This is a genomic window from Ancylobacter sp. 3268 (assembly GCF_031456575.1).
GTDB lineage: Bacteria > Pseudomonadota > Alphaproteobacteria > Rhizobiales > Xanthobacteraceae > Ancylobacter.
On sequence record NZ_JAVDUX010000011.1, the window covers coordinates 50,696 to 75,864 of the forward strand.

Genomic DNA, 25,169 nt, shown 5'->3' on the forward strand with positions numbered 1-25,169 from the left:
TCATGCCCTCAAGGTAGCGCCGCCATCGACATAGAGGTCGGACATGGTGATGTGCCCGGCGCGGGCGGAGAGCAGGAACACCACCGCCTCCGCCACGTCCTCCGGCGTCGCCAGCTTGCCGAGCGGGATGCCGGCCTTGAAGATTTCCGGTGCTCCGGCAATGACTTGGCTCGCACCATCGTCATCCGCCCACATGCCGGTCTGCATCGGCGTCAGTGTCGAGCCCGGCGCCACGATGTTGCAGCGTATGCCGTGCGGGGCGAGTTCGAGCCCGAGGCAGCGGGTGAACATCGCCGCCGCCGCCTTGGAAGCCGCATAGGCGGCCATGGCGTGGCGTGGTACCCCGGCCGCATTGGAGGCCACCGTCACCAAGGCCCCGCGCCGGCGCGGCTGCATGCGGCGAGCCAGCGCCCGCCCGAGGCGGAATACGCCCTTGGTGTTGACGTCGAACGCCCGGTCCCATTCATCGTCGGAGGTCTCGACCACCGTCTGCCAGGACAGCACGCCGGCGACACTGGCACCGAGATCGATCGGCCCCTCCTCCGCCTCGATGCGCGCGACCACGGCCTCCACCGCCTCGGTGGAGCGCATATCGAGAAGTTCCGTCCGCACCCCGGCGCCGAACTCCTCGACGATGGGCGCCAGCAGCGCGGCATCGTGATCGGTGGCGACGACGCGCGCGCCTTCCTCCGCCAGCAGCCGGACGACCGCCCTACCTATACCTCCGCCCGCGCCGGTGACGAAGGCGATGCGTCCCCTGAGGCCATTGTCGCGCATGTGTTTTCCTTCGCTTGCTCGCAGGTGGCCAGTGCGGCAGCCAGCACCGGCGCGATGGCGGCGCTCGCCTCCCGACCGGTGAGATGCGCGTGCAGGCTTGCTATGTCGATGACGTCGATATGGGCGGCATAGGGTGCCCATTTGGAAGGCGTGAGATCGCGTCCCTCATGGTCCAAAGCGGCGCGGAAGAAAGTGAGCGTGCCGTCGAAACCGGCATGGTGGTGGCCACGCACCAGCCGATTATTGCCGGCGACCACCCGTACCACGCCGTCGAGAGCGGCATCGGAGAGCATGCCGAGCGGGCTGTCGGAGGCGCGCAGGAAGGCGACGACCGAGGCGCGGCTAAGGGCCAGCCCAGGCAGACGATCGGGATCATGGCCGGCAATCGCCAGCAAGGCCTTCAGCGCCGCGTCGGGCGCGGGTTCTGGTTCCGCACGCCAGCAATCGCTCGGATAGGCGTCGAGCAGCGCCACGACGCCAACCTCGACGCCCTGCCGGCGCAGTTCCACCGCAACCGCCTGTGCGAGGATGCCGCCGACCGACCAGCCGAGGAGATGATAGGGGCCGTTCGGCCGCACCGCCCGGATACGTCCGGAATAGTCGGCGGCGAGATCGGCGAGGCTTGGCGGCAAAGGCTGGTCCGGCGACAGTGCCGGCGCCTGCAGGCCGTAGACGCTCCGGCGCGGCGCCAGCATCCGCGCGAGGCCGCCATAACACCAGGAAAGTCCACCGGCCGGATGGATGGCGAAGAGCGGCGGCAGATCGGGATCGCCCTCCGTGAGCCGAACGATCGGCTCAAGGCCGAAATCAGCCGGCGCACCCTGCTCGTCCAGCGCCGCCGCCAGGCTCGCCACGCTCGGTGCGGCGAAAAGCGCGCCGAGACCGGGATCCCACCCCGCGGCCTCGCGCAGCCGCAGCAGCAGCGCCACCGCCTGCAGCGAATCGCCGCCCAGCGCGAAAAAATCATCCTCGGCCGAAGGTTCGGCGGCCAGCCCCAGCACCTCGCGGAACAGTCCCGCGACCAGCCGCTCGCTCGGCGTCTCCGGCGAGCGCCCTTGCGTGGCGGAAAATTCCGGCGCCGGCAACGCCGCGCGGTCGAGCTTGCCGTTCGCCGTCACCGGCAGCGCGTCGAGCACGATGAAGGCGGAAGGCACCATATAGTCCGGCAAGCGCGCCGCCAGCCGCTCGCGCACAGCCGCCACATCCGCGACGCCGACGAGGTAGGCAAGGATACGCTGCGCGCCCACCGCATCGAGGGAAGCGATGACGGCACATTGCCGGGCCAACCCGCTCTGCATGATCGCCGCCTCGATCTCGCCGAGTTCGACGCGCAGGCCACGGATCTTGATCTGGTGATCAGAGCGGCCGAGAAACACCACCGCCCCGTCCGGCCGATAATAGGCGAGGTCGCCCGAGCGATACATGCGCTCGCCTGGCACAAAGGGATCGTCGAGAAAGCGCTCGCCGGTCAGGTCCGGGCGGCCGAGATAGCCGCGCGCCAACTGCACCCCGGCAAGGAACAGATGGCCCGGTACGCCCGGCGGCTGCGCACGCATCGCCTCGTCGAGCACATAGAGGCGGGTGTTCCATACCGGAAAGCCGATCGGCACCGGCCGGGCGCGGTCGTCGGCGCTTGCCGGCCAGTAGCTGACATCTACCGCCGCCTCGGTCGGTCCATAGAGATTATGCAGTTCGGCGTTCAAGGTGCGATGGAAGCGATCGCGCAGATCGGCCGGCAATTCTTCGCCGGAGCAGAAGACCTGCCGCAGTTCCAGCCCCCGCGCCGCGGGCTCGGCAAGGAAAGCTGCCAGCATGGAAGGTACGAAATGCGCGATCGTCACCTTCTCGGTGCGGAACAGCCGCACCAACGCCACGGGATCGCGATGCGCCTCGGGCGGCGCCACCACCAGCAGCGCGCCGGAAATGAGCGGCAGGAAGAACTCCCACACGGAGACATCGAAGGTGGCCGGCGTCTTCTGCACGATGCGCGCATCCGGCCCGATGCCGTAATGCTGCCGCATCCATGCGAGGCGGTTGACGATGGCGCGGTGCTCGATCACCACCCCCTTCGGCTCGCCGGTGGAGCCGGAAGTGTAGATGACATACGCCGCATCGCCGGGCTCGGGCGGCCTCGGCAGCGGGCTTCTGGGTGCGATCGGCCAGGCATCCGGCGTGAGCACGGCCACATGCGGCCGCAACCGACCCGCATCGCTTCCGAGAGCGAGGGCGGCACAAGGCTTGGCCGAGCCGAGAATGCGGGCGAGCCGCTCGTCGGGATGGGCGAGGTCGAGAGGCAGATAGGCGGCGCCGGCCCTGAGAACCGCCACCAGCGCCACGATCAGCTCGAGCGACCGCGGGAGGGCCGCCGCGACGATGCCACCCGGCCCGGCGCCCGCCTCCGCCAGCCGCCCGGCAAGCGCGGCGCTGCGCCGGTCGAGTTCACCATAGCTGAGTTCGATGCCGTCGAAACGCACGGCCGGCGCCTGCGGCTGCCGGCGCATGGTCGCCTCGATCAGGTCGACAAGCGTGACATCCGGCACCTCGTGCGCGGTGGCGTTCATCTCCACCAGATGACGGCGCGCCTCTTCGGGCGTGGCGGTCGGCACCGCGTCGAGCCGCTCGGCCGTAAGCGCCGCCGCGATGAAGGCCTTGAGCCGATGGGCATGAGCGAGCGCCGCGTCGGCGGAATAGAGATCGGGATTGGCATCGATTTCGAGCCGCAACCCCTTGGCGCCATGCGCACGGAAGGTGAAAGTGATGTCGTCCACCGGCCCGGCGCTCAGCACCTCCAGACGGGCATCGAGCCCTTCGAAATGCGGCGTCTCGTCGAAGGGCAGCACGTTGACCAACGGCCCGTGCAGGCGGCGCTGACGACCGATCAGCTTGAGATCGCGGCGCAGCTGCTCGCTGCGATAGCGGCCATGGCGGCGGGCCTTGATTAGGCTGCGTGCCACCGAGGCGAGGAAATCCGCCCGCGTCGCCTCCCGCGCCGGCGCCACCCGGAGCGGCAGTACGTTCATCAGCATCGCCGGCACCCGCGCCGCCTTGCTGCCGAGCCGGCCCATATGCGGCACCCCGAGCACCACTTCCGCCGTGCCGGTATGGCGCTGGCAATAGAGCGCGCAGAAGGCGGTAAGGAGATCGGGCCAGGGAATGGCGCTTTCCTGCGCCAGGGCGTGCAGGCGGGAGATGGCGGACGAATCGATCTCCACCGCCTTGCGGTGGAAGCTGAAAGCGCTCACCGGCGCACCCGCCGCGAGGCTCGCCACTTCCGGCTGGCCGGCAAAGGCTTCGCGCCAGTAGGCCGCATCGGCCTTGCGCTTGTCCGAGGCACGATAGGCGGCGTCCTCGGTCAGCACCGCGTCGAGCCCCGTCAATGCCGGCCCTGCTGCGGAGCCACGCCGGCCTGCGTTGTAAAGATCCGCTACCCGCTGGGTGAGCAGGATCATGCCGTAGCCATCGATGGCGAGGTGATGGATGCGCTGTTGCCAGACGAAGCGCTCCGGGCCGAGGCGGAACAGGCGCTCGGCCGCGAGCGGATTCCGCGTCGGATCGGTCGGAGTCGCCATGTCGCGGGCGATGTCGGCCTCGGCGGCGGCGAGCGGATCGACCGCATCCGAGAGGTCGATCACCTCCAACTGTGGCCGCCGGGCGGGGTCGAGACGCTGGCGCGGGCCATCGACAGCGTCGACCATGCACAGTGCCAGCGCCTCGGCCTCCTCCACCGCCGTCGCCACGGCAGACCGGAAGGCGTCGAGGTCCAGCGCGCCGGTGAGTTCGATATACTGGCCGGTATTGAACAGCGGATTGGCCGGATCGAGCCGCTGCGCATACCACAGGCCGCTCTGCGCCTCGGTCAGCGGCCAGCCGGGGCTATCGGGCGATACCGGCATTGCGATCAGCCACGCTGCGCCTGTCGCCGTGCGACGATGGTCCACCAGCCCGCGAGAGTCGGGTCTTCGGCGAATTCGGAGAATTCGAGATCAAGCCCGCCTTGGCTCCATTGCAGCACCAAGTTCATCGCCCGCATGGAATCGAGGCCGAGATCGAGGAGGCTGTCGTCCGCGCCAATCTCGGAGGGATCCTCATGCAGCATCGCAGCAATGTCGCGGCGCATGCGCTCCAGCGTCAGCGGCCCGCTTGGCTCGGCGATACGGCGGATCTGGGTGGGATCGATCATCGCAGCGCCTCCATCAGCGCGGCGGCGGGCGTGACGATGCCACAGGTTGAAGCGACATAGCTGAGCGCGGCCTCGTGCTTCGCCCGGGAGAAATCGGCGAGCGCGTCGGCAACGAAGAACGGCTCGATATCGCGCATGAACGCGTCGGCGGCGGTGAGCTGACAGCCGATATGGGCATAGATGCCGGTGATGATGAGCTGGTCGCGGCCGCGCACGCGCATCAGCGTCTCCAGGTTGGAGCGCTGGAAGGCGCTGTAACGGTGCTTCACCAGCACGAAGTCGCCCGGCTTCGGCGCCAGTTCGGCGATGATCGGCTGGTGCTCCGGCGCCGCGCTCATGCCCGGCCCCCAGAGATCGGCCTGCAGGCCGCGATCGCGCCGATCCTGGTTGCCCTCCTGCGCCGTATAGAACACCGGTATCCCGGCGGCACGCGCCACATCCGCCAGCGCGGCGATATGGGCGATGGCAGGCGCGATCGGTGCCTCGGCGGAAGCAAACGCGGCAACGAAATAGCCCTGCATGTCGTGGATCAGCAGCGCCGCCCGCTCGCGCGCCAGCACCCATGGCGCGCGCGAAGCCGGCAACTCGGCCGGTGTCGGCAACGCATAGGAGGCGATACGGGGCAGTCCCGGCTTTTGAGACATCGTCATTCTCCGGGCGGCACGGCCGATTGTTCGGCGAGGAACTGGCGGCGCAGCGCAGCGCGCAACTCCTTGCGGCTCACCTTGCCGACCGCCGTGGTCTCGAAGGCCGGGACGAAGACGATCTGGTCCGGCACCTTGAAATCGGCAAGCCCGCGCGTGCGCATGAACGACTTCAGCGCCGATGCCTTGGGCTTTTCTCCCTGGGCGATGATGAAGGCGCAACTGCGCTCGCCGAGGAACTCGTCCGGCAGCGACACCACGGCGGCATCGAACACGCTCGGATGCGCCAGAAGATGGTCCTCGATCTCCTCGGCGGAAATCTTCTCGCCCGCGCGGTTGATGTGGTCGCTGGCACGGCCCTGCACGACGAGATTCCCCTCCGGCGTGCGCTTCACCATGTCGCCGGTGCGGTAGAAGCCGTCCGGGGTGAAGGAGCGCGCATTGGCGCCGTCATTATTGTGATAGGCGCGGATGGTGTAGGGCCCGCGCGCCAGCAGGTTGCCGACCTCGCCCTCCGGCACCGGCTGGCCGGAATCGTCGAGGATCAGCACCTCGTCATCCTCGCTGATCGGCCGCCCCTGCGTGGAGACGATGATCTCCTCCGCGTCGTCAAGGCGGGTATAATTGACCAATCCCTCCGCCATGCCGAACACCTGCTGCAGCGTGCAGCCGAGCGTCTGGCGCACCCGACGCGCGGCCTCCGGCATGAACTTGGCACCGCCGACCTGCAGCACCTCGAGGCTGGACAGGTCGTGGGTCCCCTTCTGCGCCGCCTGCATCCACAATAGGGCGAGTGGCGGCACCAGGCCGGTGATGGTGACCTTCTCGCGCGCGATCAGCGGGAAAGCCGCCTCCGGGCTCGGCGACGGCGACATGACCACCGTGCCGCCGGCATAGAGCACGCCGAACACGCCCGGCGAGCTCATCGGGAAATTATGCGCCACCGGCAGCGCCGCCAGATAGACGCTGTCGGGCGTCAGGCCGCAGATCTCGGCGCTGGCGCGGAAGCTGTAGATGTAGTCGTCATGCGTGCGCGGGATCAGCTTCGAAAGCCCGGTGCTCCCGCCGGAAATCTGGAGAAAGGCGACCGATGACGGATCGGGATCGCCCGGCGGCGGCGCCGCAGTGCCATCAAGCCCGGCAAAGGACGTGAACGGCCCGGCCTCGCCGACCACCACCACCGTGTCGAGGGCCGGCACCTGACGGCGGACTTCCTCGGCGAGATCGCGATAATCAAAACCTTCGTGCCGCTCGGCGATCACATAGCCGCGTGCCTCGGCCGTGCGGGCGAAATGCACGACCTCGACCGCCCGATGCGCCGGGAGCGCATAGACCGGTATCAACCCGGCACGGAAAAGACCGAACACCACCGATAGGAATTCGGGGATGTTCGGCAACTGTACCACCACCCGATCACCGGGTTTCAGCCCCAGTGCGAGAAAGCCCGCGGCCGCCCGCTCGGCCCGGTCGGCGAGCTCGGCATAGCTCCAGCGCTGCTCGCCGCCGACCACCGCCGTCCGCGACGAATAACGCGACGCCAACTGCCGCAGCATGCCGGGGAAGGTCTCACCGCGCCAATGCCCGGCCTGCCGGTAGCGCTCGGCGACATCCGGCGGAAAGGGTTGCAGCAGCGGGATCACGCGGCGGCTCCCTCGAAGGCGATGGCCTCGTCGATCCCGAGCGCGCGCAGCATGGCGGCGAATTTCGCAGCCGTCTCGTCACCTTCCGCCACCGGATCGGATCCGGGCACGATGCCGGCCCCGGCATGCAGCCGCGCCTCACCGCCGGAAATCTCGGCGCAGCGCAGGGCGACATACCAGTCACCGTCGCCCGCCGTGTCGCACCAGCCGACGGCTCCGGCATAGAAGCCGCGATCATGGCCCTCGATCTCGGCGATGAGTTCGGCCGCGGCATCGCGCGGCGTGCCGCATACCGCCGGGGTCGGGTGAAGCAGAGCGGCGAGTTCAAGGCTCGACGACGCCGGGTCGCGCAGCCGGCCGACGATCCGCGTGCCGAGATGCCACATGCTGGCCGTCGAGACCAGCTGTGTGCCTTCGGGCGTGCCGAGCTCGCGGCAATACGGCGCCAGCAGGTCGAGTATGGCGGTTACCACCTCCCTGTGCTCGCGGCCATCCTTGGTCGAGGCGGCCAGTCTTTCGGCTGCATCACGATCACGGCCGGGATCCGACGAGCGGCGGGCGGAACCTGCCAGCGGATGCGAGATCACCTGGTCGCCCCGCCGCGAGACCAGCAATTCCGGCGTCGCCCCCAACAGCAGGCGGCCGGTGCCGTCCGCTGATGGCAGCGGCACGCAGAACGCGGTGGCGGCCGGATCCTCGGCGAGGCGGCAGAGCAGCGCCCGGGGATCTATCGGACGGTCACCCGATACGCGGAGCGCCCGGGAAAGCACCACCTTGCGCAGCTCGGGCCGGCGCTCCATCTGCCGCAGCGCCTCGGCGACCGAGGCACGGTACGCGGCAAGGGAAGGCTCCGCCGTCACCTGCCAATGCGGCACCGGACAGCTGCGCAGCAGTGCCGGCGGACCGAATGCCCGCGCCGTGGAACGCTGCGGCAGACGCGACCATTCGGTCGGCCTCAGGAGGTGCGCCGGTTGCAGGCGCTCATAGGGCAGTGCACCCACCACCGCCACGGCGTCTTCCAGCGCCTCGGAGACCCGCCGCGCCAGAGACGCTCCGGCCACCGCCGGAATCGGCCGGCAGCCATTTGCCACCACCGTTTCGTCGGCACCGACGAGAACGAAGGACGAGAGCGCGGCATCGGGCGCAACAGCACCGCTCCCCTCGCCCGTCATCTCCGGGGTTTTCATCACCAAGGCTTTGGTCACGGCCGGCGTGTCACGGCTTGATCACGGCGACGGTATCACCGAAGGGATCGACCATCGGCACCGGACGCCCGCCGGGGCCGCCAGCACCCGGAACGGCGCCGGCCGGCGCAGCCGCGACCGGCGTCGCCCCCGGAGCTGACGCAGCCGCCGGCGGCTGGGCCGGTCGCGGGCGCGGGGTGGTCTTCGACTTGTTGGTGACATAGGCATTGCCGGTCGCCGGATCGACGGCGACGGTGTTCGGCATCGATCCCGTCACCACATTCGCCACCGGCTCCAGCGTCTTGGTATCGATCAGCGTGACATAGCCCCCGGCGCGATTGGTGACGTAGACGAGGTTGCGCGCCGGATCGATGGTGACGCCGAGCGCGCCGGGACCGGTCGGGATGTTCTTGATGACCGAACCATCCTTGGGATCGAGCACCACAACCTCGCCGGATCCCTGATGCGCGACGAACAGCTGGTCGCCGCTCGCGTCATAGACCAGATTGATCGCGCTCTCTCCGCCCGAAGCGAAGCTCTTGACCACCTTTCCGGTCGCCAGGTCGATCACATGTACCTGGTTGCTCTTCATCGCGGAGGCGAAGAGGCGGTTGCCTTTCTGATCCACGGCGACGCCGGTCACGCTGCCCGGCAGATTGTCGATGCTGCCGACCAGACTGTCGGTGGCACCGTCGATGATCCACACCGAGCTGTCGTCATCCCGGCCCATCACTGAGACATAGATGCGGTTGCCCGCTTCATCGACCACCGCCTCGCGCACATGCGCCTTCTCGCCCTTCTTCACCGTCGCCACCACCTTGCCGCTAGCGAGATCGACGACCGCCACCGCACCGATGCGGGTTTGAGTGGCATAGAGCTTCTTGGTCGTGTTGTTGATACCGAGGCCGAAAGCGGCTTCCGAGCCGAAGTCAATGGTTTCCTTGGTTTCCAGCGTCACGGGATCGAGCGCCAGTACCTTCGCCTCGGTCGAGCCGCGGGTGCCGGCGGAAGCGACATAGACCCGGTTCATCGGCGCGCTGTAGACAAGTTCATAGACACCCGGCCCCGGCTTCACCCAGCGCACGAATTCCGGCGCCGCCTGCGCCACGCCGACGCCGATGAGCAGCGCCGTTCCCATCAGAAGCACCCGGAGCGAGGGAGCGGCGAGGAATCGGCTGGTCCGGGCGGCAAGGCGCATGGGAAGTCTCCGTTTCGTGAGGGCGAAGAGGCGGTCAGTCGAGGGCAATCCAGTTCGGCCCGGTGACGGGCACGGCCAGGAAGCGCGCGTTGATCTCGGCGAGGGTTGCATCGGGATCGAGATCGGCGAACAGCTCGGGATGCCCCCAGCGCGCCAGCACCTCAAGGGTGAGCACGTCGAGCGGCGAGTTGAGCATCTGATGAGCGAGGCCGTAGACGCGGTGGTTGCGGACCGCGCTCATGCCTTCGAAGCCGGGACGGCGGATCAGGCCGGCCAGCGTCTCCCGCGCCCGCTCCGCGCTGTATTCCGGGCCGATCAACAGGCCGGCGGTGCCTTCCATGTGGCTGCCGCCGGTCGCGACATAGACCTGCGGGTCCTGTGCGATGACATATTCAAGGTTCAGCTTGCCGAACGCGCCGGAAATCACTGTGGCGCCGATATTTGTCGCCCCGACCGCCTCGATCACCTCGCCAATATTGCCACGACCGGGGGAGTTGCAGCAATCGGCGGTCATCGCCGCATGCGCCTCGAAGAACAGGCGCGGCTTCTTCTCGGGCGGCAGTTGGGCGACGCGGCTGCGTACCACATCGAAACGCGCGCGGCGAAAGGCGATGAACTCCTCCGCCTGCGCCTCGCGCCCGATCGCCCCGCCGATAAGGCGCAGGCTCGCTTCCATGTTGTCGAGCGGTTTGACGAAGAAATCGACCACCGCCACCGGGATACCGGCCGCCTCCAGCCGCGCGCGCTCCTCATCCGAGGGCTGGGCGCCGAGTGAAAACACCGCGAGATCCGGCTGTGCGGCGATGATCCGCTCCACCGAAATCGCCGCATTGGCGGCAGACGTCTGCGGTATGTCCTTGATAGCAGGAAATTTTTCCTGCCAGGCCGCATAGGCGGCGCGGCCGATACGGTTGACGTCGCGCGGCCAGCCGGCGATGAGCGAGACCGGATCGGGATGGATCAGCGCCAGCGCCAGCAGAAAGCGTCCGTCGCCAATCACGATCCGGGAGGCCGGCCTGGCGAGCGTCACCTCATGTCCGGTGACGTCCTTCAGCGCGATCGCGGCGGCTGCCGGACGGATGAATGTACGGCATCCGATCACGGTCAGTGCCATGAGGCCGAGTACATCGCGGCGGCGGGGCAAGACGGGCGAGAGACCGGAGGCGGGCATGGATCGGAGTCACCGACAGAACAAGATCTGATTGCCTATCCGCCGCCTAAGCCATCCATGTCAACTAAACAAATATTAATGCTTACTTTTAAACGATTCCAGTTATGAAGATTGCAATAGGCGACGCCACCTTTATTTTAATAGTTCTAATTTAATTCTACTGCCGTGACCGCTGGCAAACCTCGATACCCGCGACGTCAACTCACCGTCCAAGCCATACTGACGCCGTTTCCCTCTCTCATGATACCTCCTCATGAAACCGCCCATCTTTCGCCAGATAACCGGTGAGGGTTTCCTCCTCGTGATGCTGACGGAATCGAAGCAACCGCTCGGCTCCCTCCAGCCGCAACGGCGCCGCCGAGGGATCGGCGGCACGATCCATCAGTTCCGCGGGATCGGCGGCGAGGTCGAACAGCACCGGCGGCAGCCCCGCAAAACTAATATATTTCAATGATTTACTTCGAATGACCTGTAAATGGCAATGCCGCGTCGGCAGGCCAAGGGCGCGCTCCATGCGCCGTTCGGCGATATCGCCGAAGTGGAAGCTCCATTGCACGGCATCGCGCCAGTCGGCGGGAGGCGCCTTGCCGGCGCAGAGGGGGAGCAGGCTGCGGCCGTCACAATTGCGTGGGACCGGCACGCCCGCAGCCTCCAGCAGGGTGGGCAGCAGATCGACCGATTCCGTGAACGAATCCAGTAACTTGCCTCGTCCATTATCAGCAGCGGGGCGCGGGTCGCAGACGATCAGCGGAATATGGGCGGACTGATCGTAATAGCCGATCTTCCCGAGCAGCCAATGGTCGCCGAGCTGCTCGCCGTGATCGGCGGTGAAGACGATCAAGGTATTGTCCCACAAGCCATTTTCCTGCAGTGCCCGGAAGATTCGGCCAAGATGGTGGTCCACCTCATGGGCAAGGCCGGCATAGATGGCGCGCATCCGCCGGATGAGGGCGTCATCCATCTCGGCGGCGCGTCCGGTGAGGCCGATGAGGTGTGCAGAGAGACCGATCTGACCGATCAGTGCAGCGATCAGCGGGCTCTGGCCCGCCTCGACCGAAGCGTCGGCACCACGCACCGGTGCCGGCATGTCGGCAGGGTCGATGAGACGGTGATAGGGAGCCGCCGCCCCGAAGGGCGGATGCGGGGCGATATAGGACAGGTGGGCACAGAACGGCGCCTTGCCGGCAACGCCCAGCCAGTCGAGGAAGCGGTCGGTGAGGAAGGCGGTCTCGGAATGCTCGGCGGCGAACACCGCCGGCTCGCCGAAGCGGCGCTGGGCGAAGATCGCCTCGCGGCCCGCATCGGGATCCTCGACCCGATAGCCGTTCGCCTTCAGCTGTGCCAGCCACGGCGTCGCCCGCTCGGTGAGCACCAGCCCGGCGGCGATGCCGGGGCACAGATTCTCATAGGTGCCGCGATCGGGATCGAGCGGCGCCCGGCCACGCGGGTCGAGCGTGGTGTCGGTATAGCCGAACAGCGTCGGCAGGTAGCCGGCGCGGCGCAGTTCGGTGAACAGGGTCGGATGGCGGGCGTCGAGCGGCATGCCGTTCGCCACCGAGCGGTGCTTGTGGGCGTAGAGCCCGGTGTAGAGCGAGGCGCGCGAGGGACCGCAGGGATAGACCTGGCAATAATGGCTGGCGAAGCTGGTGCCGGCGGCAGCCAGCGCGTCGAGATTGGGCGTCAGGCCGCCGAACGGGCGTCCAGGCGCCATCAGGTCGCCGCGCCACTGGTCGGCGGTGATCAGCAGGATGTTGGGACGACGATCGGGCGCCGGCGCGCCTGGGGGAGCAGCTTGGATCATGGGAAGGGCCATCACGGGCTGGCGAAGGCTGGACGGCGACGCGGGCGCGCCACCGCCGGCAGCATAGGAGAAATCGCGGCCGCCCGCTGCGGCAAACCCATCGGCACCGACCAGCCGACGGCGAAACGAGGCCCTCCGTTCCCACCGCGGCGACGCCGGCCGGCAGCCTGAGGCGCTGCCCCCGCTCCCGCGCGGCACGCCTGTTGCTCGAGGCGCAGGGAGCAGCCCGTCACGGCGGCGGGGTCGACCGCGCCTCCCGCGCCACTTTGGCGAAGTTGAGCACCAGTTGCGGCGGCCGGTGCCTGCGATAGGCCACCACCAGCCCGACATGCGGCTCCGGCGCGCGCAGGCGGCGGAACACCACGCCGGGCACGTTGAGCTCGCCCAGCGAGGCCGGCACCAGCGAGACGCCGAACTCCGCCGCCACCAGCGACAGGATCGAGGCGATCTGCGGCGCCGGCTGGCCGAGCCGGGGCTCGAAGCCGACCGCGCGGCAGGCGGCGAGCGCGGCATCGTGCAGGCTGGTGCCGACCGAGCGCGGGGTGAGGATGAACGGCTCCTCCTTCAGCATGCCCAGATCCAGCAGGCGCGAAGCGGCTGCCCCATAGTCCTGCGCGGCGGGATGGCCAGCGGGCAGCGCCGCCACCAGCGGCTCGTCGATCAGCCGTTCCTCGCGCAGTTCCTCCGGATCGGATTCTGCCGGGCGCAGGATGGCGACGTCGAGCCGCCCCTCGACGAGGCTCGACAGCAGCACCACCGAATTCGCCTCGACGATCCTCAGTTCGACATCGGGATAGGTGCGGCGAAACGAGCGAATGGCGGCGGGAAACAGCGGGTTGAGCGCCGCGGTGCCGGTCAGCCCGACGCTCAGCTCGCCGGTCTCGCCGCGCGCGGCGCGCCGGGCGGCCTGGATGGCGGCGGCGGCGGTGTCCGGCATCGCCCGCACCGCCGCGAGGAACGCCGTGCCGGCCGGCGTCAGCTCGGCGCCATGGGCGACCCGGTGGAACAGCTGGGTGCCGATCTCCGCTTCCAGATCCTTGATCTGCAAGCTCAGCGGCGGCTGGCCGATGCCGAGCCGGGCGGCGGCACGGGTGAAGTTCCGTTCATCGGCGACGGCGATGAAATAGCGAATGTGGCGCAGCTCCATCCCATATCCATTACATATGGAGAATGATATTTCCATATATTAGACAGATGACCCTTGCGTGGTTATCTCCGCGGCGAAACAGGGATCGCCCCGGATTGCCCAGATGTCACCGCCCGCCGCTGCCGCCTCCCCCGCCTTCCTCGACCATACCCCCTCAACCCCTGCCCTGCGCGCCGCGCCGGACATGGTGATGCCGGCCGGCATCGGCCTCGATGCGGCCCCGGCCTGGATCGAGCGGGGCACGGCGGATTATCGCCGCGCCGGCCTCGCCCTGTTCCTGGCCGGCTTCGCCAGCTTCGCGCTGATCTATTGCGTGCAGCCGCTGCTGCCGGATTTCGCCCGCAGCTTCGCGCTCAGCCCGGCGCAGAGCTCGCTCGCCTTGTCGCTCACCACCGGGCTGCTCGCGATCTCCATCGTGCTGGCCGGCGCGTTCTCGCAGGTGCTCGGCCGGCGCGGTCTGATCTTCGGCTCCATGGCGCTGGCGGCGGCGTTCAATCTCGCCGCCGCCTTCGCGCCGAGCTGGCCGACGCTGCTGCTCGCCCGCGCGCTGGAGGGCTTCGTGCTCGGCGGCGTGCCGGCGGTGGCCATGGCCTATCTGGCGGAGGAGATCGCCCCCCGGCATCTCGGCAAGGCGATGGGGCTGTATATTGGCGGCACCGCCTTCGGCGCGATGATGGGGCGGGTCGGCATGGGGCTGACCACCGAATTCGCCTCCTGGCGGGTGGCGCTCGGGGTGCTCGGGGCGCTGTGCATCGCCTCGGCGATCGGCTTCCTGCTGTTGCTGCCGCCCTCGCGCAACTTCCAGCCGCAGCGGGGCCTCGGCCTCGGCTTCCACCTTGCCGCCTGGGGCGGGCACCTGCGCAATCGCGCGCTGATCCGCGTCTATGCCATCGGCTTCGTGCTCACCAGCATCTTCGTGACGCTGTTCAACTACGCCACCTTCCGCCTGTCCGGCGCCCCCTATGGGCTGAGCCCGTCGGCGGTGAGCATGCTGTTCCTCGCCTTCGGCTTCGGCATCGTCTCCTCCTCGCTGGCCGGCAGCCTCGCCGACCGCTTCGGGCGCCGGCCGCTGCTGGTCGCCGGCTTCCTGATCATGCTGGCGGGCGTGCTGCTGACGCTGTCGGGCGCGCTGGTGGCCATCGCCGGCGGGGTGGCGCTGGTGGCGACCGGCTTCTTCATCGGCCATTCGGTGGCCTCGAGCTCGGTCGGCCCGCTGGCCGGCATGTCCAAGGGACACGCCGCCTCGCTGTACCTGCTGTTCTACTATATCGGCTCCAGCCTCACCGGCTCGATGGGCGGCTGGTTCTGGGAACATGGCGGCTGGACCTCGATCGTCGTCCTCACCGGCGGGCTGGCGCTGGTCGGCGCGCTGCTCTCCCTCGCCGGCCGCCGCGGCGAGGCCCGCCCCGCCCCCGCGGGCTGACGCCGCCGGAGCCGCCTCAGCCCATCGGCGGCGTGGTGCGCAGAAGCTCGACGAGCAGGGCGGCGACATGGCGCAGCCCGGCATCGCCGTCGCGGCGCCGGTGCCAGGCGAGGTGCAGCGGAAAGCCCGGCACCGGCACCGGCGGCGGAAAGGTGACCAGCCCGGCTTCTGCCGCCGCGACCCGCGACGGCAGCAGCGCCATCATGTCGGTCTGGCGCAGCAGGATGGGCACCATCTGGAATCCCGGCACCACCAGGCCGACGCGCCGGGCAAGGCCGCGCCGCGCCAGTTCCTCGTCCACCGGCGTCGTGCGCTCGCCGCGTCCGGAGACGACGATGTGCGGGCTGGCGAGCCAGCACGAGCGATCGAAGCCGGCGGCGGCGGGATGGTCCGGCCGCATCGCCACCACATAATGCTCGTCGAGCAGGTGCTCGTAGCCGAGCCCATCCTCGCCGGGCGCGAAGACCGAGATGGCGAGATCGGCGCTGCCCTCGGCCAGCTGGCGCCGCGCCGCGTCGGCGCTGAGCCAGGGCTGCACCACCAGATCGAGGCCGGGCGCGGTGTCGCGCAGCCGGGCGGCGAGCGGGGCGAGCACGAACAGGGCCGGATAGTCGGTCATGACGATGCGCAGCGTCTGCCGCAGTTCGTGCAGCGGCACCGGCGCGGTATCGACCAGCGCCGCCACCTCGGCAAGCAGCGATTTCAGCGGCGCGCGCAGCGCCTGCGCCCGCGGGGTGAGGCGCATGACGCCGCGCCCGCGCTCCAGCAGCGCATCGCGGAACAGGTGGCGGCAGCGCTGGAGCGCCGCCGAGGCGGCCGGCTGCGACAGGCCGATCCGCTCGGCGGCCCGCCCGACATGGGCTTCGTCGAGCAGCGCATCCAGCACCACCAGCAGGTTGAGATCGAGCGAACGTAAATTCATCAGACGAATAATTAGCTATATCTATAATCGATTGGAATGATTTTCTGGCGCCGCGCATCGTGCCGTCGACACCGCATCACGGAGACGACCATGCGCGACACCCCCGCCGGCAACACGCTGATCCTGCTGTTTCACCCCGACCCCGGCCGCTCCCGCGCCAATGCCCGGCTGGCCACGGCGGCGGCGCGGCTGCCACGAGTCGAGGTGGTCGACATGACCGCACACTACCCGCACGGCCTCGACATGGAGGCGGACGGCGCCCGTGAAGCGGCCCGCCTGCTCGCCGCCGATCGCCTGGTGCTGCAGTTCCCGGTGCAGTGGTACGCCACCCCGCCGCTGCTCAAGACATGGCAGGACGTGGTGCTGACCCGCATGTTCTATCTCGCCTATGAGAGCGAGGGACGGCGGATCGAGGGCCTGCCGCTGCTGCTCGCCCTCACCGCCGGTGGCCCCGCCGAGGCCTACCGGCCCGGTGCCGACAATCCCTTCGCGCTGGACGCGCTGCTGGCGCCGCTGCGCGCCACCGCGCATCGCTGCCGCTTCGAGCTCGCCGCGTCCTTCGTCGTCTACGGCGCCAACAAGGTGCCGGTGGAGGAACTGGACGCCGCCGCCGAGGCCTATGCCGCGCGGCTCGCGGACTGGATCGCCGCGACGCCGCCGGCGATGCATTCTCACCAGCTCAGTGCCGGCGTCGCTACCGGCGCTCCCCAGAGCGCCAGCTGATCCGGGGTCAGCAGCGCGAGCGTCAGCGACAGGCCGGCCATGTCGAGCGAAGTGACGAAGGTGCCGGTGAGCGAGCGGACCGGCGCGATGCCGTGCGCCTCGAAGAAGCGGCGGGCAAGGCCATAGGCGAGATAGAGCTCGATCGGCGGGGTGCCGCCGAAGCCGTTGACGAGAAGCAGTGGCCGCAGGTCCGGCTCGCCAACCAGCGTCGGGGAAAGTTCGGCAAGGATCGCCTCGCCGAGCCGGCGGATGATCGCATCGGCATCGGCGAAGCCGGTGCGGGTGAGGCCGGGCTCGCCATGGATGCCGACGCCGATCTCCATTTCCTCAGGCCCGAGGGCGAAGGTCTCGCGCGGATTGTTCGGCATCGCCACGCCGCGCAGCGCGACGCCCATCGAGCGGATGCGGGCATTGAGGCCCTCGCCCAGCTCCTTGAGCGCGCCGAGGCCGGCGCCGCGCTCGGCGGCGGCGCCCAGCAGCTTCTCCACCACGATGGTGCCGGCGACGCCGCGCCGGCCGCGGCTGCGCACCGCCGGGCCGGTGGCGGCGTCGTCCTCGACGATCACCGTCTCGACGGCGTGGCGGGAGGCGGCCATCTCCGCCGCCATCTCGAAATTCATCACGTCGCCGTCGTAATTCTTGACGATGAGCAGGCAGCCGGCGCCGGTATCGACCTCGTCCATCGCCGCGACGATCTGGTCCGGCGTCGGCGAGGTGAAGACATGGCCGGTGCAGGCGGCGTCCAGCATGCCGTGCCCGACAAAACCCGAATGCAGCGGCTCATGGCCGGCGCCGCCGCCGGAGATCACCGCCACCTTGCCGGGCGTGAGATGGCGCCGGCGGACGAATTTGCGCCCGCTGCCGAAGACGACGAGATCCTCATGCGCGCGCACCAGCCCTTCAAGGCTCTCGGCGACGAACCGCTCCGGAGCGTTCATGATCTTCTTCATCGCCCGGCGCTCCGGCGCGCAAGCCGGCGGCGGCCGCCGCTATGGCTGGGGCGCTCACTCACCGCCATTCACCAGCGCGGCCATCTTCTGCACGAACTCGGCGACGGCGTCGTCGAACTGGCGGTTCTTCTTCTCGTCGGCGAAATCCGGCGCCATCAGCGTCAGGGCGCGCAGCTTGTCGCCGCCGCCGGCATCCGGCAGCTTGCCGGGATGCGCCGCCTCATAGGCCGAGAGAAAGCGCTCCTGCTCGGCCGGGCTGAAATGGCAGACGCGGAAGATCGTCGGCAGATGCCGCGCCGGCAGCGGCGTGTCATAGGCCGGGCTGGTCACCTGGGTGACGAAGCTGCGGTGCTTGCCGAGCGCACTCGCCAGCCGCTGGCGGGTGCCGGAAGGCCGGTTGTCGAGCAGGCCGGCGAGAATGGTCTTGTAGGCGATCACCGCCTCGTCGGTCTCCCGCGCCACCGCTCAGCCCTCCGCCGTGGCGGGCCGGCGCAGCAGCGCGCGCAAAGCGGGCAGCCGCGAGGGTGCCACCGAGAAGTCGCGGAAGCCGAGCGCCATGAGCCGCGCCACCGCGTCGGGATCGCCGGCGAGATCGCCGCAGACCGACACCGGCCTGCCGAGCGCGCGGGCGCCGGCGCTGATCTGGGCCAACAGGCGGAACAAGGCGGTCTCCGAGCCGGTGTTGAGCGGGGCGACGGCGGGATTGTCGCGCGCCGCCGCCGACAGATACTGCATCAGGTCGTTGGTCCCCACCGAAAAGAACGCCGCCTCGGCGAACAGGTCGAGCGTGAGCGCGGCCGCCGGCACCTCCACCATGATGCCGAGCGGCGGGCGGCGGGCCGGCACGCCGAGCCGGGCAAGGCGCGCCGCCTCCTCGTCGAACAGCTCCGCCATCGCCGTCACCTCCGTCGGCAGCGTCACCATCGGCAGCAGCACGCTGACCGGGCCGAGCGCGGCGACACGCATGATCGCCCGCGCCTGGATGCGGGCAAGCTCGGGATGCGCCAGCAGGAAGCGGATGCCGCGCTCGCCGAGCAGCGAGGCCGGGCCGCCCTCGATCAGGCCGGGCAATGCCTTGTCGCCGCCGAGATCGAGCAGGCGCAGCGTGACCGGGCGACCGGCGAAGCGCGTGACGATGCGGCGATAACACGCGACATGCCGCTCCTCGCTCAGCGCTTCCGCCGGCGACAGGAACAGGAATTCGCTGCGCACCAGCCCGACGCCGTCCACCGCGGCGGGATCGACGGCATCGAGATCGGCGAGGCTGTTGAGATTGACGCTGAGCCGGAACCCCTCGGTCGCCACCGGCTCCAGCCGGGGCGCGACCGGCGGGACGGCGGGCAGGACGGCGGGCGGGACGGGAATGTCCGCCACCGGCTCGCCGGGATCGAGGCGCACCAGCCCCTCGCCGCCATCGACCAGCAGCGGCTGGCCGCTCTGGATGGCCAGCGGGCCCAGGCCGATCACCATCGGCACGCCGCGGGCGCGGGCGAGCATGGCGACATGGCTGACCGTACTGCCGGCTGCCAGCGCGATGCCGCCGCCCTTCGACCAGTCATGGGCGAGGAACAGGCTCGGCGGCATGTCGTGGCCGACATAGATGGCGGCTTCCGGAAAATCCGCCCGCGCCCGGCCGGCAAGCGCGTCGAGCACGCGCTGCTTGAGATCCGCGAGATCGGAGGCCCGCGCGGCGAAGGCGTCTTCGCCGGAGCCGCGCCGCTCGACATCATCGGCGAAGGCGTCTTCGCCGGAGCCGCGCCGCTCGCTATTTTCGGCGAGGGCGTCCTTGTCGGGAAAGCCGGCATCGGCGACCAGCGTCGCGATATGGGCGTCCATGGCGCCGGCCCAGGCCAGCGCCGCGCCCTCCCCCCTGGCGATGCGCCGCAGCGCCGGCTCCAGCATGTCCTCGTCCAGCAGCATTTCGATCTGGAAGTCGAGCACGCCGGCGCTCTGCGCATCCGCCCCGGCGGCGAGCACCCGCAATTCCTCGATCGCGAGCGTCACCGCGACGGCAAGCGCCGCGCGGGCATCCCCGCCGGCGGGAAGCGACTGCGTCGCCGGCGCCGGGGCGCGGAACGCCGGCCCGAGCGCCCGGCCGGGCGAGGCCGGCTTGCCGCGCAGCTCAGACGGGCCGGCCATCGGGGCGGCCATCGGGGCGGCCATGTTTGCGGTCCTCATCGAAATTGCGCCGCACCAGCTCCCCGAGCGCGACGATCGCCTCCTCGGCGCGGGACCCCTCGGCGCGGATGCGCAGGCGGGTGCCGCGGCGGATGCGAGCCCCCATGATCTTGACGATGCTCTTGCCGTTCAGCCAATCGGCCGAGCCGTCCACCGCCACCTCGATCGCGCAGGGAAAGCTCTTGGCGAGGCGGGTGAAGGCGACCGAGGGCCGCGCATGCAGGCCGATGCCGTGGGTGACCTCCACCTCGGTCTGCCAGCGAGTGCCGCTGCGCTCGCGCGGGAAGGCGGGGCTGGGCTCGCTCATCAGGGGGACAGCTCCTCGGCGGTCGCCACCACCTTGGCGAGGCTGGAGCCGCCCGAGGCCTCGGCGGCGGCCACCACCGCGCCTTCCACCAGCGGCGCATTGCAGATGGCGACGCGGGCCGCCCGCGCCGGACCCAGCCGCTCGACCGCCATCTCGCTATTGGTCTCGGCGCCGCCGAGATCGACGAACACCGCCACCCCCGCCTCCGACCACGCCGCCTCGATCGCCGCAGAAATGCCGGCGACATGGGTGCCGAGCCCGCCCTCGGCATTGCCGCCGGTCCAGGCCAGCGGCACGCAGTCGCCGACCATCTGGCGCACCATGTCGGCGGCGCCCTTCGCTACCAGCGGCGAGTGCGACACGATGACGATGCCGACATTCGCCGAGGACGAAGCGGCGGGCTGGGCGGCACGCGCGTTCATGACGGGCGGTGCTCCTCGAGATAGCCGCAGATGGCGGCGGTGAGCAGGGCGCAGCTGGAGGCGCCGGGATCCTCGTGGCCGATGGAGCGCGGCCCGAGAAACGACGCCCGGCCGCGCCGCGCCTGCATCGCCCCGGTGGAATGGGCGGCCGAGCGGGCGCAGGCGGCGATCCGCCCGGGTGCCGAGCGCCTTACCACCTCGGCCTGCACGGGGTAAAGCACGTCGAGCAGCGTCTTGTCGCCGGGCCCGGACCGGCCGCGCCGCGCCACCGCGGCGATGGCATGCTCCAGCGTCGCGGCGAACTCGTCAGGCGTGGCGGCGCTGCCGAGGCCCCGCCCCAGCTCCATCAGCAGCGTGCCGTAAAGCGGGCCGGCGGCGCCGCCAATGTTCATCACCAGCACCAGGCCGATCCGCTCCAGCGCCGCCGGCAGCGGCAAGGCGGCGATGGCGTCGCGCTCGGCGAACACCGCCTCCAGGCCGCGCCGCATATTGGCGCCGTGGTCGCCGTCGCCGATGGCGCTGTCGAGCGCGCTCAGATGCTCGCCATGCCGGTCGATCTCCGCCCGGCACAGCCCGATCAGCGCGGCAAGGTCGGCGGCGTCGAGCTGCATCGGCTCCTCCCTGCCCGGTTCGCCCGGCTATCCCCGCGTCGCCAGCGCCGCGAACACCGCGGCGACCGCCACCGCGCCGGGATCCGGCGAGCCCTCGAGATCGCGCGCCGCGACATAGGCGGCGCGGCCGGCGCGGGCATGGATCATCGTCCTGGTGGCCTCGGCGCCGGCGCCGGCCGCGGCGGCGGCAGCGGCAAGGCCACTCGCCGCCAGCGCCTTCAGGCCGGGATCGAGCGCATCCACCATCGTACGCGCGCCGGGGGTGGCGCCGCCATAGAAGGTCATGCGGTCGAGGCCGGCCAGCAGCGCGGCGGAGAGGTCCCGGCCTTCGGCGGTCGCCTTGGACGCGGCGGTGAAGAAGATGGAGAGCAGCACGCCGCTCGACCCGCCCATGGCGGTGGCCAGCGTCTCGCCGATGGCTGCGAGCGTCGCCGTGGTGTCGGCCAGCGGCAGGCTGGCGAGCCTGCCCTCGACGGCGCGGGCGCCGGTGGCGACGGTGGAGCCGGTGTCGCCGTCGCCCGCCTTGGCGTCGAGGCGGTTCAGCTCGGCTTCGAGCGCGACCAGCGCGGCGCAGGCGGTGCGCAGCACGGCCTCGGTGGCCGCGTCCGTGCTGGCCGGCGGGGCAGCCTCGCGCGGGGCGGCAGGCGCCGTGACGACCGCGACCGGGCCGGCCGCCACCGCCGGGCGCCAGGCCAGCGGCTCGACCGGCGATGTGAGCGCCGCTTCACGGGTGGCGTCGAGCTTGAGGAAGGACAGCGAGAAGCCGTTCATGTTCAGCGCCGTCATCAGCGCCTGCGGGCCGATGACCAGCTTCACATGCGCGCCGAGCGGCGCCCGCAGCACGGCGTCGGCGATCAGCGACATCTCCAGCGGCGGCACCGCGCCGAGATTGTTGATGAGGAGCGCATAGGCGGCGCCGGTGTCCAGCTTCGGGGCGAGATGCGCGGCCATGCGGGCGACGAGGGCGTCGGCCGGCTGCACCGCGATGCGCTCGACGCCGGGCTCGCCATGGATGCCGAGGCCGAGTTCGCCCTCGCTCTCGCCGAGGCGCTCGGTGAAATCCTGGCCGGGGATCGAGCAGGAGGAGAAGGCGACGCCGAGCGAGGCGATGTCCTTCGCCGCCGCCCGCGCCGCCGCGGTCACCGCGGCGAGGTCGTCGCCCGCCTCGGCATGGTGGCCGGCGATCTTGTGCACGAACAGCGTGCCGGCGATGCCGCGCGGCTGGGAAAGGTCCGGCAGGGCGATGTCGTCGGCGACGATCACCATCTCGACCTTGAACCCCTCGGCGCGGGCGCGCTCGGCGGCGAGGCCGAAATTCAGCCGGTCGCCGGTGTAGTTCTTGACGATCAGCAGGCAGCCCGGCGCGCCGGTGACGGCGCGGATGGCGGTGAGCACGGCTTCCACGCTCGGCGAGGCGAAGATCTCGCCGGAAACGGCGGCGGTGAGCAGGCCGCGCCCGACGAAGCCGGCATGCGAGGGTTCGTGGCCGGCGCCGCCGCCCGACACCACCGCCACGCGCCCCTTGTCCCAGTCGGCGCGGATGACGACCTTGATGTCGGGATAGCTGTCCAGCCGCGCCAGCCGGCCGGGCGGGGTGGTGCGCAGCAGCCCGTCCAGTGCTTCGGTGACGATGGCCTCGCGGCGATTGAAGAAATGCTTCGTCATGGTCTTCCGATCCTTAGCCGACTCCGGCGCGGCGCCGCGCGACGCCGCCCCCTTCATGTCACGCGAGCCGCTGCCCGTCGCCACCGAAATAGAGCGGCTGCTTCAATCGCACGCTGATCCGGTCGCCGGCCTCGACCGGCAGGTCGGGATCGGCGAGCGTCACCAGCTTGTGGCCGCCGACCTTGATGTGCAGGTGGTTCTGGTCGCCGAGATGCTCGATCCAGTCGACCTCGGCATTGCCGTCGGGACCGAGGCCGGCGCTGCCCTGGCGGGCACGGCTGATCTCGAGATGCTCAGTGCGCGCGCCTATGGTGCGCGTGCCGGCGGGCACGGCGCCGCCGGGCAGCAGGTCCGCCGGCATCAGGTTGATGTGCGGCTGGCCGAGCCGGGCGGCGACATGGAGGTTGGCGGGATTGGTGTAGATCTCCCGCGGCGTGCCGATCTGCACCAGCCGGCCCTCGGCGAGGATGCCGATGCGATCGGCCATGGTCATCGCCTCGATCTGGTCGTGGGTGACGTAGAGCAGCGTGGCGCCGAGCTCCTTCTGGATGCGCTTCAGCTCCAGCCGCAATTCGCCGCGCAGCTTGGCATCGAGCGAGGAAAGCGGCTCGTCCATCAGATAGATGGACGGCCGGCGCACCAGCGCCCGGCCGATGGCGACGCGCTGCATCTCGCCGCCGGACAGCCTTGTCGAGCGGTTCTCCAGCTTGTGGTCGATGCGCACCATCTTCGCCACCTGCCGCACGCGGGCGTCGATGCTCGCCTTGTCCATGCGCCGCGCCGGCGAGCGCAGCGGGAAAGCGAGGTTCTCGTAGACGGTGAGATGCGGGTAGAGCGAATATTGCTGGAACACGAAGGCGACGTCGCGCCCGGCGGCGGATTCGCCGTTCATCGGCCGGCCGCCGATCTCCACCGTGCCGGCATCCGGCTTCTCCAGCCCGGCGATGAGGCGCAGCGTGGTGGTCTTGCCGGCGCCGGTCGGGCCGAGCAGCACGACGAATTCACCGTCGGCGATGTGAAGGTCGAGGCCGTCGACCGCGCGCCTGTCGCCGAAGCTGCGGGTGACGCCTTTTAGCGCGACATCAGCCATGGCCGACCTCCAGATCTCGCATTTCGCGGTGGCGGGTATCGCGGGCGAGCGTGCCCTCGTGCAGCACGGAGGGGACGGCCCGGCCGCTGCGGCACTCGAACAGCGACAGCCGGTCGGCCACGAAGCTGAGCCCGACCCGGTCGCCGACGCGGTAGGAGCGCTCGGCCGGCAGCCGGGCTCGGACGAGGCCGCCCGCCGTCTCCACCGTGACGATCTGGTTGGTGCCGAGATATTCAGCGCCATAGATCGCCCCGCGCAGCGGCGAGCTATCCGAGAATCGGATGTGCTCGGGACGCACGCCGAGGGCAAGCTCGCCCTCGGCGACGTCGGCGCGCAGCTCGGGCATCTGCACGTCCGCGCCGTCGATGCGGGCGATGCGGGCGCCCTTGGGCAGGCCGGCGGTGAAGCGCAGGAAGTTCATCGGCGGCGAGCCGATGAAGTCGGCGACATACATCGAGGCCGGGCGGTTGTAGATCTCGCGGGGCGTGGCGAACTGCTCGATGACGCCGTGGTTCATCACCGCGATCTTGTCCGCCATCGCCATCGCCTCGATCTGGTCGTGGGTGACGTAGACGGTGGTGGCGTGGATGCGGTTGTGCAGCTCGCGCAGCTCGCGAACCATCACGTCGCGGAATTCGGCGTCGAGCGTGCCGAGCGGCTCGTCCATCAGGAAGCATTTGGGACGGCGGACGATGGCGCGGCCCAGCGCCACCCGCTGGCGGTCGCCGCCGGCGAGGCCGGAGACCGACTTGTCGAGGATGTGGTCGATCTGCAGGAGCTTGGCCGTCTCCTCGACGCGCCGCTTGATCTCGCCCTTCGGCACGCCCTGCGACAGCAGCGGGAAGCCGATGTTCTTGCGCACATTCATGTGCGGGTAGAGCGCGAAGAGCTGGAACACGAAGGCGATGTCGCGCTCGCTGGCGCGCCTGTAGGTGACGTCCTCGCCGCCAAGATGGATGGCGCCGCCGGTGGGCAGTTCCAGCCCGGCGATCATGCGCAGCGTCGTGGTCTTGCCGCAGCCGGACGGGCCGAGCAAGGCGAGGAACTCGCCATCCTCGACGGTGAAGGAGGAATCCTGCACGGCGACGAACTCGCCGAAGGCCTTGCGGAGATGGTCGACCCTGATCTCGGCCATC

The 25,169-nt window shown here is 70.0% G+C and carries 22 protein-coding genes; 2 read left to right on the top strand and 20 right to left on the bottom strand.

The window, feature by feature from the left end; genetic code table 11:
- The 10 genes from J2X65_RS16215 to J2X65_RS16260 form a co-directional block, all read right to left on the bottom strand.
- Nucleotides 1-777 carry a 2,3-dihydro-2,3-dihydroxybenzoate dehydrogenase gene (locus J2X65_RS16215; RefSeq protein WP_310202859.1) on the bottom strand — a complete coding sequence of 259 codons (777 nt, stop codon included), beginning with the start codon at nt 775-777 and terminating at the stop codon, nt 1-3.
- Nucleotides 717-4,670 (bottom strand): amino acid adenylation domain-containing protein, encoded by a 3,954-nt coding sequence (locus J2X65_RS16220; RefSeq protein WP_310202861.1) that lies wholly within the window; start codon nt 4,668-4,670, stop codon nt 717-719. The genes J2X65_RS16215 and J2X65_RS16220 overlap by 61 nt, the downstream gene beginning before the upstream one ends.
- Nucleotides 4,671-4,675: 5 nt before the next feature.
- Complete coding sequence (locus J2X65_RS16225) at nt 4,676-4,957, bottom strand: phosphopantetheine-binding protein (protein WP_310202863.1); 282 nt, start codon at nt 4,955-4,957, stop codon at nt 4,676-4,678.
- Nucleotides 4,954-5,601: an isochorismatase family protein gene (locus tag J2X65_RS16230; RefSeq protein WP_310202865.1), complete on the bottom strand. Its 648-nt coding sequence runs from the start codon at nt 5,599-5,601 to the stop codon at nt 4,954-4,956. The genes J2X65_RS16225 and J2X65_RS16230 overlap by 4 nt, the downstream gene beginning before the upstream one ends.
- Nucleotides 5,602-5,603: 2 nt before the next feature.
- Nucleotides 5,604-7,241, bottom strand: a complete 1,638-nt coding sequence (locus J2X65_RS16235; RefSeq protein ID WP_310202867.1) for a (2,3-dihydroxybenzoyl)adenylate synthase — start codon at nt 7,239-7,241, stop codon at nt 5,604-5,606.
- Nucleotides 7,238-8,446 (bottom strand): isochorismate synthase, encoded by a 1,209-nt coding sequence (locus J2X65_RS16240; protein WP_310202869.1) that lies wholly within the window; start codon nt 8,444-8,446, stop codon nt 7,238-7,240. The genes J2X65_RS16235 and J2X65_RS16240 overlap by 4 nt, the downstream gene beginning before the upstream one ends.
- Nucleotides 8,447-8,456: 10 nt before the next feature.
- On the bottom strand, nt 8,457-9,623 hold the full coding sequence (locus J2X65_RS16245) for a YncE family protein (RefSeq protein WP_310202870.1): 1,167 nt from the start codon (nt 9,621-9,623) through the stop codon (nt 8,457-8,459).
- 34 nt (nt 9,624-9,657) lie between these two features.
- On the bottom strand, nt 9,658-10,737 hold the full coding sequence (locus tag J2X65_RS16250) for an ABC transporter substrate-binding protein (RefSeq protein WP_310202872.1): 1,080 nt from the start codon (nt 10,735-10,737) through the stop codon (nt 9,658-9,660).
- A 295-nt stretch (nt 10,738-11,032) separates the two neighbouring features.
- Nucleotides 11,033-12,595: an alkaline phosphatase family protein gene (locus J2X65_RS16255; protein WP_310202874.1), complete on the bottom strand. Its 1,563-nt coding sequence runs from the start codon at nt 12,593-12,595 to the stop codon at nt 11,033-11,035.
- Between the two features lie 229 nt (nt 12,596-12,824).
- Entirely contained in the window at nt 12,825-13,742 is a 918-nt protein-coding gene (locus J2X65_RS16260) for a LysR family transcriptional regulator (RefSeq protein WP_310202876.1), read from the bottom strand.
- A gap of 184 nt (nt 13,743-13,926) precedes the next feature.
- Here J2X65_RS16260 and J2X65_RS16265 point away from each other — a divergent pair, with 184 nt between their 5' ends.
- Nucleotides 13,927-15,165, top strand: coding sequence for an MFS transporter (locus tag J2X65_RS16265; protein ID WP_404977738.1), 1,239 nt, complete (start codon nt 13,927-13,929; stop codon nt 15,163-15,165).
- A gap of 16 nt (nt 15,166-15,181) precedes the next feature.
- Here J2X65_RS16265 and J2X65_RS16270 read toward each other — a convergent pair whose 3' ends face one another.
- Nucleotides 15,182-16,087, bottom strand: coding sequence for a LysR family transcriptional regulator (locus J2X65_RS16270; protein WP_310202880.1), 906 nt, complete (start codon nt 16,085-16,087; stop codon nt 15,182-15,184).
- 90 nt (nt 16,088-16,177) lie between these two features.
- Between J2X65_RS16270 and J2X65_RS16275 the strand changes: the two genes are divergently transcribed.
- Nucleotides 16,178-16,810: an NAD(P)H-dependent oxidoreductase gene (locus J2X65_RS16275; RefSeq protein WP_310202882.1), complete on the top strand. Its 633-nt coding sequence runs from the start codon at nt 16,178-16,180 to the stop codon at nt 16,808-16,810.
- On the opposite strand, the gene J2X65_RS16280 is transcribed toward J2X65_RS16275, so the two are convergent.
- Genes J2X65_RS16280 through J2X65_RS16320 form a run of 9 tightly spaced genes read right to left on the bottom strand, consistent with a single transcriptional unit; the run spans nt 16,759 to nt 25,168 of the window.
- On the bottom strand, nt 16,759-17,760 hold the full coding sequence (locus J2X65_RS16280; protein ID WP_310202884.1) for a dihydroxyacetone kinase subunit DhaK: 1,002 nt from the start codon (nt 17,758-17,760) through the stop codon (nt 16,759-16,761). The two genes, J2X65_RS16275 and J2X65_RS16280, sit on opposite strands and share 52 nt — an antisense overlap.
- Nucleotides 17,761-17,814: 54 nt before the next feature.
- On the bottom strand, nt 17,815-18,222 hold the full coding sequence (locus tag J2X65_RS16285) for a hypothetical protein (protein ID WP_310202886.1): 408 nt from the start codon (nt 18,220-18,222) through the stop codon (nt 17,815-17,817).
- Nucleotides 18,223-18,225: 3 nt separating this feature from the next.
- Nucleotides 18,226-19,923: a putative PEP-binding protein gene (locus J2X65_RS16290; RefSeq protein WP_404977733.1), complete on the bottom strand. Its 1,698-nt coding sequence runs from the start codon at nt 19,921-19,923 to the stop codon at nt 18,226-18,228.
- Nucleotides 19,883-20,245, bottom strand: a complete 363-nt coding sequence (locus J2X65_RS16295; protein ID WP_310202888.1) for an HPr family phosphocarrier protein — start codon at nt 20,243-20,245, stop codon at nt 19,883-19,885. Before J2X65_RS16295 ends, J2X65_RS16290 begins: the two co-directional genes overlap by 41 nt.
- A complete protein-coding gene (gene dhaM, locus J2X65_RS16300) occupies nt 20,245-20,667 on the bottom strand; it encodes a dihydroxyacetone kinase phosphoryl donor subunit DhaM (protein WP_310202890.1) in 423 nt (140 codons plus the stop codon). Before dhaM ends, J2X65_RS16295 begins: the two co-directional genes overlap by 1 nt.
- Nucleotides 20,664-21,278: a dihydroxyacetone kinase subunit DhaL gene (gene dhaL, locus J2X65_RS16305; RefSeq protein ID WP_310202891.1), complete on the bottom strand. Its 615-nt coding sequence runs from the start codon at nt 21,276-21,278 to the stop codon at nt 20,664-20,666. Before dhaL ends, dhaM begins: the two co-directional genes overlap by 4 nt.
- 27 nt (nt 21,279-21,305) lie before the next feature.
- Complete coding sequence (locus J2X65_RS16310; RefSeq protein WP_310202893.1) at nt 21,306-22,943, bottom strand: dihydroxyacetone kinase subunit DhaK; 1,638 nt, start codon at nt 22,941-22,943, stop codon at nt 21,306-21,308.
- A 58-nt stretch (nt 22,944-23,001) separates the two neighbouring features.
- A complete protein-coding gene (locus J2X65_RS16315) occupies nt 23,002-24,033 on the bottom strand; it encodes an ABC transporter ATP-binding protein (RefSeq protein ID WP_310202895.1) in 1,032 nt (343 codons plus the stop codon).
- Nucleotides 24,026-25,168 (bottom strand): ABC transporter ATP-binding protein, encoded by a 1,143-nt coding sequence (locus J2X65_RS16320; RefSeq protein ID WP_310202897.1) that lies wholly within the window; start codon nt 25,166-25,168, stop codon nt 24,026-24,028. The genes J2X65_RS16315 and J2X65_RS16320 overlap by 8 nt, the downstream gene beginning before the upstream one ends.
- Between the last annotated feature and the right edge of the window lies 1 nt (nt 25,169).

Coding starts and splice junctions, on each gene's coding strand:
- J2X65_RS16215 (WP_310202859.1), bottom strand. CDS start 777: ATGCGCGACAATGGCCTCAGGGGACGCATCGCCTTCGTCACCGGCGCG.
- J2X65_RS16220 (WP_310202861.1), bottom strand. CDS start 4,670: ATGCCGGTATCGCCCGATAGCCCCGGCTGGCCGCTGACCGAGGCGCAG.
- J2X65_RS16225 (WP_310202863.1), bottom strand. CDS start 4,957: ATGATCGATCCCACCCAGATCCGCCGTATCGCCGAGCCAAGCGGGCCG.
- J2X65_RS16230 (WP_310202865.1), bottom strand. CDS start 5,601: ATGTCTCAAAAGCCGGGACTGCCCCGTATCGCCTCCTATGCGTTGCCG.
- J2X65_RS16245 (WP_310202870.1), bottom strand. CDS start 9,623: ATGCGCCTTGCCGCCCGGACCAGCCGATTCCTCGCCGCTCCCTCGCTC.
- J2X65_RS16250 (WP_310202872.1), bottom strand. CDS start 10,737: ATGGCACTGACCGTGATCGGATGCCGTACATTCATCCGTCCGGCAGCC.
- J2X65_RS16255 (WP_310202874.1), bottom strand. CDS start 12,595: ATGATCCAAGCTGCTCCCCCAGGCGCGCCGGCGCCCGATCGTCGTCCC.
- J2X65_RS16260 (WP_310202876.1), bottom strand. CDS start 13,742: ATGGAGCTGCGCCACATTCGCTATTTCATCGCCGTCGCCGATGAACGG.
- J2X65_RS16265 (WP_404977738.1), top strand. CDS start 13,927: ATGGTGATGCCGGCCGGCATCGGCCTCGATGCGGCCCCGGCCTGGATC.
- J2X65_RS16270 (WP_310202880.1), bottom strand. CDS start 16,087: ATGAATTTACGTTCGCTCGATCTCAACCTGCTGGTGGTGCTGGATGCG.
- J2X65_RS16275 (WP_310202882.1), top strand. CDS start 16,178: ATGCGCGACACCCCCGCCGGCAACACGCTGATCCTGCTGTTTCACCCC.
- J2X65_RS16280 (WP_310202884.1), bottom strand. CDS start 17,760: ATGAAGAAGATCATGAACGCTCCGGAGCGGTTCGTCGCCGAGAGCCTT.
- J2X65_RS16290 (WP_404977733.1), bottom strand. CDS start 19,923: ATGGCCGCCCCGATGGCCGCCCCGATGGCCGGCCCGTCTGAGCTGCGC.
- J2X65_RS16295 (WP_310202888.1), bottom strand. CDS start 20,245: ATGAGCGAGCCCAGCCCCGCCTTCCCGCGCGAGCGCAGCGGCACTCGC.
- dhaM (WP_310202890.1), bottom strand. CDS start 20,667: ATGAACGCGCGTGCCGCCCAGCCCGCCGCTTCGTCCTCGGCGAATGTC.
- dhaL (WP_310202891.1), bottom strand. CDS start 21,278: ATGCAGCTCGACGCCGCCGACCTTGCCGCGCTGATCGGGCTGTGCCGG.
- J2X65_RS16310 (WP_310202893.1), bottom strand. CDS start 22,943: ATGACGAAGCATTTCTTCAATCGCCGCGAGGCCATCGTCACCGAAGCA.
- J2X65_RS16315 (WP_310202895.1), bottom strand. CDS start 24,033: ATGGCTGATGTCGCGCTAAAAGGCGTCACCCGCAGCTTCGGCGACAGG.
- J2X65_RS16320 (WP_310202897.1), bottom strand. CDS start 25,168: ATGGCCGAGATCAGGGTCGACCATCTCCGCAAGGCCTTCGGCGAGTTC.